Below are 4,321 nucleotides of genomic sequence, written 5' to 3' on the forward strand. Positions count from 1 at the left end.
CATCTCCTCGACATGGATCTCCGCGACCTCGCGACGCGCCAGCAGAACCGTTTCTGGCTGGAGGCGTGTCTCCAGCATCTCCGCGTCCTCGCCGTAGTGCAACTTGCGGTCAAGCTGCAGGATCTTCAGCTCGTCATCTTCTGTCGGGTAACTCAACACGATATGCATCAGAAAACGGTCCAGTTGCGCTTCCGGTAACGGGTAGGTACCCGACTGCTCGAGCGGATTCTGGGTCGCCATGACAACGAATAGATCCGGGAGTCGGCGCGTCACACCGCCGATGGTCACCTGGTGCTCGGCCATCGCTTCAAGCAGCGCCGACTGCACCTTCGGTGGTGCACGGTTGATCTCGTCGGCAAGGATAATTTCATGAAACACCGGTCCCTGGATGAAGCGAAAGGTGTGCGACTCCGGATCGAAGACATCGCTACCAGTCAGGTCCCCGGGCATGAGATCCGGCGTAAACTGGATACGCTGAAAACTGGCATGTACGGCTGCCGCAAGTGAGGTGACAGCTTTGGTCTTGGCGAGTCCGGGCGGGCCCTCGAGAAGGAAATGGCCCCCAGTGAGCAGACTGATCATCAGCCTGTCGACCAGTTTCTGCTGCCCGATGATCACATCTTGCAGGCGCTCTCGCAGTTCGTGAAATGCGTATTGGCTATCCATGAGGACTCCGGTTCAGGGACACCTTTAATGATGGTGCCGGGTACATATGACTGGAATTCAGTTGGCTTCGACTGGCAAGCCGGCGGCCTTCCATTCTGGAAAGCCGTCCTGGAGACGGCGGGCCTTGATACCCTTGCTGCGTAGGCGTTCAACGGCTTCGAAGGCAAGCACACAATGCGGCCCACGGCAATAAGCCACCACCTCGCCGCTGTTGCGCAGCGTCTCGAGGTGTTTCTCCAGTTCAGCCAGGGGAATGTTTACGGCCCCGGGCAGATGGCCGGCAACGTACTCCTCTGCAGGACGCACATCCAGCACGGTAATCTCACCTTTGCGCGCACGTTTCAGCAATTCGTCTACCGGCATCGGATCGAGCGCATCCTTAACTGTGAGATAGGTATCCACCAGTACCTTGATATCCGCCAAGTGCCGTTCGGCGACGCCACGCACGCATTGCATGAGCAGGATCACGTCATCACCCGTCAGCGAGTAATAGACGTGCAGACCTTCCTTGCGTGAAGTGACCAGCCCCACCTGGCGCAGTTGTTGCAAGTGCTGGGATGTATTGCGCACGGTCAGTCCCGACACGCGCGCCAGATCCTCCACGTTACGCTCGCCCTGGGCGAGAAACTCCAGCAACTCCAGCCGGTGGCCGTTGGCCAGCGCCTTGGCCACGCGGGCGAACAGGACAAAAAGCTCTTTCTTGAAACTGCCTGACATGCGCCATCCCCGACACTATTCTATTAATCCATGGAATACTGTATCTTGTTTTATTCTCATCGCCAATATCGAAAAACCGGGACTCATCCAGAGTCCAGCTCATCGAAAATTCATCCGGGATATGAACGCAGATAGCTTCATCACGCAATACGAGCCGATTATCCGCATGTCGGCCTTCTTCACAGTTTTTGCCGTCATGGCCTTGTGGGAAGTCCTCTCCCCTCGACGCCAGCTTACCACCTCAAAGTGGGTGCGCTGGGGCAATAACATCGGCATCGTGTTTCTGAACAGCTTTCTGTTACGCCTGGCTTTCCCCGCCGCAGCCGTTGGCATGGCACTGCTGGCCCAGGAACGCGGCTGGGGCCTGTTCAATGTTTACGAGGTACCGGGCTGGTTTGCCATCCTCGCTTCTGTGGTCATCATGGATTTCGTGATCTGGCTTCAGCACGTCATGGTTCATGCCATTCCACTGCTGTGGCGCCTGCATCGTATGCACCACGCCGATCTCGACTTCGACGTCACCACGGGCTCACGCTTCCATCCGATTGAGATCTTCCTCTCGATGGGTATCAAGTTCGCAACCATCCTCCTGCTAGGTCCGTCTGCAGTGGCAGTCGTGATCTTCGAAGTGGTTCTCAACGCGACCGCCATGTTCAACCATGGTAATGTCCGACTGCCGCTGGCATTGGACCGGGTCCTTCGGATGGTCCTGGTCACCCCGGACATGCACCGCGTGCACCATTCCGTCGAAGATGACGAGACCAACAGCAACTTTGGTTTTGCCCTGTCGATCTGGGATCGACTCTTCGGCACTTACAGGGACCAGCCTCGCGGCGATCACGAGAGCATGACCATCGGTATCCGCACCATGCGCGATGCAAAGCTGTGCGCCTGGATGCCGGGGATGCTGCTCATTCCATTCATTGGCAAGGTGAAAGGCTACGCTATTAACCGACGCAATTGGGAAGGCACTGATGACTAGGACTCTCACATGAATGGGCTATGCAAAGCAGCACGTTGATCCCCCCCCCAATAAGTCGGTCCACCTTTATGATGAGTAAAACGGAGGACCGAAAATGGGTATCAAAAGACATAAACCAGAAGAAATCATCCAGAAACTGCATCAGGTGGAACTCCCTGACGGCCCACCACATTTTCCTTCATAGAATTCACAGGCTTGCATCACATGCGGGCCTTTTTTATGTCCAAGGCATCAAGGGACCATGAATTTCGGGGAGTCCTTTGGAAGCTTTCTCTGGCTGCTGTTCGTGCACGGCGATTGCCTGGAAACTCCAGTTTCGGACTGAGCACATGACGGGGAAGCTTACGGACTAATGATTCCTCGACTGTACAGCTGAATTATGGATGGCAGAGAAATTATGGCTTTGCATAATGCTCCGCGCTCATTACCTCGATGCCTACAAAATCCTCGTCTCCATCAACCCAGGCATTGTGGCCAGGTGGAATTGTGTACGATTCTCCAGCCACAATGGTTTTCTGGGTTCCGTCATCCATCCTGACTGTCATACTCCCGGAAACACAGTATCCTGCGTGAGAAGCCTGGCAAGACTCGGTCCCTACCACTGGTTTTATACAATTTGACCAGCTCCAGCCAGGCTCGAATTTGAAACGGCCAAAGGTAAAATCTTCAAGTCGAACGATCTCGACGAGAGTCTTTTCAGGATTGCGGACTTCATCGGCTGAACTATGAGATTGGTTTTGAAAATTCGATACTGACATGGGACTTGTCATGTTCTTTCCTCGTAAAGCGATTGCTTTTGAGCAAGTTGGAGTTTTAAGTGTAGATGACGCCCATTCATTTGCTCACTTATTATTGTTAGCTGGATCGTTGGGGTCAGATTCGATTGATCTGACGGCCCACCACACACATCTCAATTGAAAACAACGGCTTATGGGAAACCATGGGCCGTTTTCTTTTGGGGGCACCAAGGGACCATGGATTTTGGGGAGTCCTTTGGTGTGTTTCAGTTGCATGGTCATCCAGGACCATGTTGCATTAGATGGACAGTTTTTTGCTTTTCTATAGTGCTTGTCTATGCTTTGAAGGTCATAACTAACAAATGGATAGACCCTGATCGGTCAAGGATTTCTTGGTGATCAAGACTGTATTCGCCCAATCGAAATTCCCAATTCCAAACGACAAACATGGCGTTACGTTAATCACCTAAGGAGAAGATGAGATGAAATACAAAATACTTACAGCATCAATACCACTTGCTGTTTTGCTATCCAGTGGTATCGCTCAGGAAGCAAATGCGGGACTTGAACCCTTCGTCGGTGAAATCATGTGGGTCGGATATAATTTCTGCCCACGTGGATGGGCGAATGCAGATGGACAACTGCTACCGATCGCTCAGAATACCGCCTTATTCTCACTCTATGGCACCACTTACGGTGGTGATGGTCGTACAACATTCGCACTACCCGACCTGCGCGGCAGAGTATCAATTCACACAGGCCAAGGACCCGGGCTGTCAAACTACCCACTTGGCGCCGAAGGCGGTCAGGAGGGAGTAACATTGACCGTCAACGAACTTCCGGCACATAACCACTCAATTAATGCCAGTTCAGACGCAGCATACAAAAATGCCGCGGGCAGTATACCGGGCAGTGGCAAGGCGAAAATCTATGACACTCCAGTCAACGCAGACACTGCATTCGACGCATCAACCGTTGGCATGACTGGAAATGGAACAGCTCATGAGAACCGTGCACCTTATGCAACACTACGCGCATGTGTGGCTCTACAGGGCATATTCCCTTCGAGAAACTGAACATGTAGTTAACCCTGCACTCCAAGCTTCAAGTCCCTGACGGCCCACCACATTTTCCTTCATTGAATTCACAGGCTTGCATCACATGCGGGCCTTTTTTATGTCCAAAGCACCAAGGGACTATGGATTTTGGGGAGTCCTTT

General features: G+C 53.0%; 5 protein-coding genes. 2 read left to right on the top strand and 3 right to left on the bottom strand.

From position 1 onward, the window contains the following. Together LJE94_14585 and LJE94_14590 are read right to left on the bottom strand one after the other, a co-directional pair. Positions 1-666 (bottom strand): AAA family ATPase (locus LJE94_14585; GenBank protein MCG6911334.1); only part of this gene is annotated, 666 nt, incomplete at its 3' end. A 57-nt stretch (positions 667-723) separates the two neighbouring features. Further along, positions 724-1,383, bottom strand: a complete 660-nt coding sequence (locus LJE94_14590; GenBank protein MCG6911335.1) for a metalloregulator ArsR/SmtB family transcription factor — start codon at positions 1,381-1,383, stop codon at positions 724-726. A 121-nt stretch (positions 1,384-1,504) separates the two neighbouring features. Between LJE94_14590 and LJE94_14595 the strand changes: the two genes are divergently transcribed. Then, on the top strand, positions 1,505-2,365 hold the full coding sequence (locus LJE94_14595; GenBank protein ID MCG6911336.1) for a sterol desaturase family protein: 861 nt from the start codon (positions 1,505-1,507) through the stop codon (positions 2,363-2,365). A 395-nt stretch (positions 2,366-2,760) separates the two neighbouring features. On the opposite strand, the gene LJE94_14600 is transcribed toward LJE94_14595, so the two are convergent. Then, positions 2,761-3,135: a cupin domain-containing protein gene (locus LJE94_14600; protein MCG6911337.1), complete on the bottom strand. Its 375-nt coding sequence runs from the start codon at positions 3,133-3,135 to the stop codon at positions 2,761-2,763. Between the two features lie 449 nt (positions 3,136-3,584). Here LJE94_14600 and LJE94_14605 point away from each other — a divergent pair, with 449 nt between their 5' ends. Next, the gene (locus LJE94_14605) at positions 3,585-4,178 is read left to right on the top strand and encodes a tail fiber protein (protein MCG6911338.1); all 594 of its coding nucleotides are present in this window, start codon (positions 3,585-3,587) and stop codon (positions 4,176-4,178) included. The last annotated feature ends 143 nt before the right edge of the window (positions 4,179-4,321 follow it).

The organism is Deltaproteobacteria bacterium (assembly GCA_022340465.1).
Lineage (GTDB): Bacteria > Desulfobacterota > Desulfobacteria > Desulfobacterales > B30-G6 > JAJDNW01.

Bases quoted from the DNA above. Each gene is read 5' to 3' on its own strand.
- LJE94_14600 (MCG6911337.1), bottom strand. From the start codon at position 3,135: ATGACAAGTCCCATGTCAGTATCGAATTTTCAAAACCAATCTCATAGT.
- LJE94_14595 (MCG6911336.1), top strand. From the start codon at position 1,505: ATGAACGCAGATAGCTTCATCACGCAATACGAGCCGATTATCCGCATG.
- LJE94_14590 (MCG6911335.1), bottom strand. From the start codon at position 1,383: ATGTCAGGCAGTTTCAAGAAAGAGCTTTTTGTCCTGTTCGCCCGCGTG.
- LJE94_14605 (MCG6911338.1), top strand. From the start codon at position 3,585: ATGAAATACAAAATACTTACAGCATCAATACCACTTGCTGTTTTGCTA.